This is a genomic window from Oleiphilus sp. HI0067 (assembly GCF_001635735.1).
Genome location: NZ_LWFI01000964.1, coordinates 1 through 1,893 on the forward strand (window position 1 = coordinate 1; position 1,893 = coordinate 1,893).

1 protein-coding gene is annotated in these 1,893 nt (G+C 45.1%); it reads right to left on the reverse strand.

Features of this window, described 5'->3' with window-relative positions:
- On the reverse strand, positions 1-1,756 hold a 1,756-nt coding region (gene nirB, locus A3739_RS12315; protein ID WP_068501561.1), incomplete at its 3' end, for a nitrite reductase large subunit NirB.
- Positions 1,757-1,893: the final 137 nt, after the last annotated feature.

A 1,893-nucleotide genomic window follows, 5' to 3' on the forward strand; every position in this document is an offset into this window, starting at 1 on the left:
CGACTTGCCCCAGAACAATCAGCTTGTCAGGTGTAATTTCACCACCAGCGATACGAGGTACAACCGAATAACTACCATCTTTTTGCATATTGCCAAGATAAGTGTCGTTGGTGTCTTGAAGTTTGACGTGCTCTTTTTGAAGCACGAAATCGTTCCATACTGACGCGAGAATTGAACCGACCGCAGGCTTACAGATTTCACAACCGATACCGCGACCATGTTTTTCAAGCAGCGCGTCAAAACTTTTGATTTCTTCGACTTTAATAATGTGGAAGAGCTCTTGGCGAGAATAAGCAAAGTGTTCACAAATATCTTTATTGACCTCTACGCCGCGTTTTTCTAGTTCGCTATCAACGACGTTTTTCAATAAGGCCGCACAACCACCACAACCGGTGCTTGCTTTAGTACATGATTTCACCGAGCCAAGATCACAGTTGCCCGCATCCATTGCATCAACAATGTCGCCCTTAGAGACGTTGTGACAAGAACATACCGTCGCAGTCGCTGGTAAAGCATCAGCACCTAGCGCAGGCGCAGCATCGCTCGTAGAAGGAAGAATTAAACTTTCTGGTTTTTCAGGAAGGTCGATACCATTTAAAGCATACTGAAGAAGAGTATCGTAGTCTGAAGTGTCACCTATTAGCACCGCACCAATAAGTAGCTTTTTGTCTGCATCAACAACGATCTTCTTGTAAACACCTTCAGGTTGATTTTCATAGGTGTAACTCAAAGCACCTTCTGTGCGAGCATGAGCGTCACCAATAGAGCCTACGTCGACTCCCATCAACTTGAGTTTGGTGCTCATATCTGCACCCTCAAACTTCAAATCACCTTCTGCAAGATGGCTCGCCGCGACGCGCGCCATGGTATAGCCAGGGGCAACTAAACCAAAAATAAAGTTACTCCAAAGCGCACACTCACCAATCGCATAAATATTTGGGTCGGACGTTAGACAATTATCGTCGATCACGATGCCGCCACGCGGGCCAATATCGATGTCGAACTCTCGAGCTAAACCATCTTCTGGACGGATACCTGCCGAGAATAAAATCATATCGGTTTCTAGATCTGAGCCATCAGCAAACTTCATTTTATAGCGGCTAGTATCGCCAGATACGATTTCTTGCGTCGCTTTTTCGGTATGGACTTGCACGCCAAGCTCTTCAATTTTTGACTTCAGCAATTGACCGCCAACTTGGTCTACTTGAACCGCCATTAGCTGCGGAGCAAACTCAACAACGTGGGTTTCGAGACCTGCTTGCTTGAGAGCATTTGCCGCTTCAAGACCAAGCAGACCACCACCCACAACAACACCAACCTTGCTTTGTTTAGATGAGGCTTCAATTTGCTCTAGGTCTTCAATGGTTCGATACACCAAGCAATGCTCTTGATCATTACCAGGAATTGGAGGAACAAAAGGAAAGGAGCCCGTAGCAAGCACGAGTTTGTCGTAAGCATACACATCACCCGCTTCAGTCTTAACCGTCTTGGCTTGCTTATCAATATGAGAAACTTTTGCATTCACATGAAAATTCACGCCTAGCTTTTCATAGTATTCTGCGCTTGTAAGTGAAAGATCAGCTGCTGTTTTGCCTGTAAAGTACTCCGACAAATGCACTCGGTCGTACGCCAACCTTGGCTCTGCAGAAAGAACTGTCACTTCGACGTTCATATCTTGTTCAAGTATCTGCTCAACAAAATGATGGCCTACCATTCCATTGCCGACTACCAATACTTTCATTGTTGATGCTTGCATAACTTCTTCTCCACCAAAAATTTTGGGGCAAAAAAAAACCCATGCCACCAGCATATTTGCTAGTTAGCATGGGCTTCTTTGCCGTCAGCACATTAAGTTCATTCTTAATATGCTGTCTCTGTTCTGTGTGAGTATGA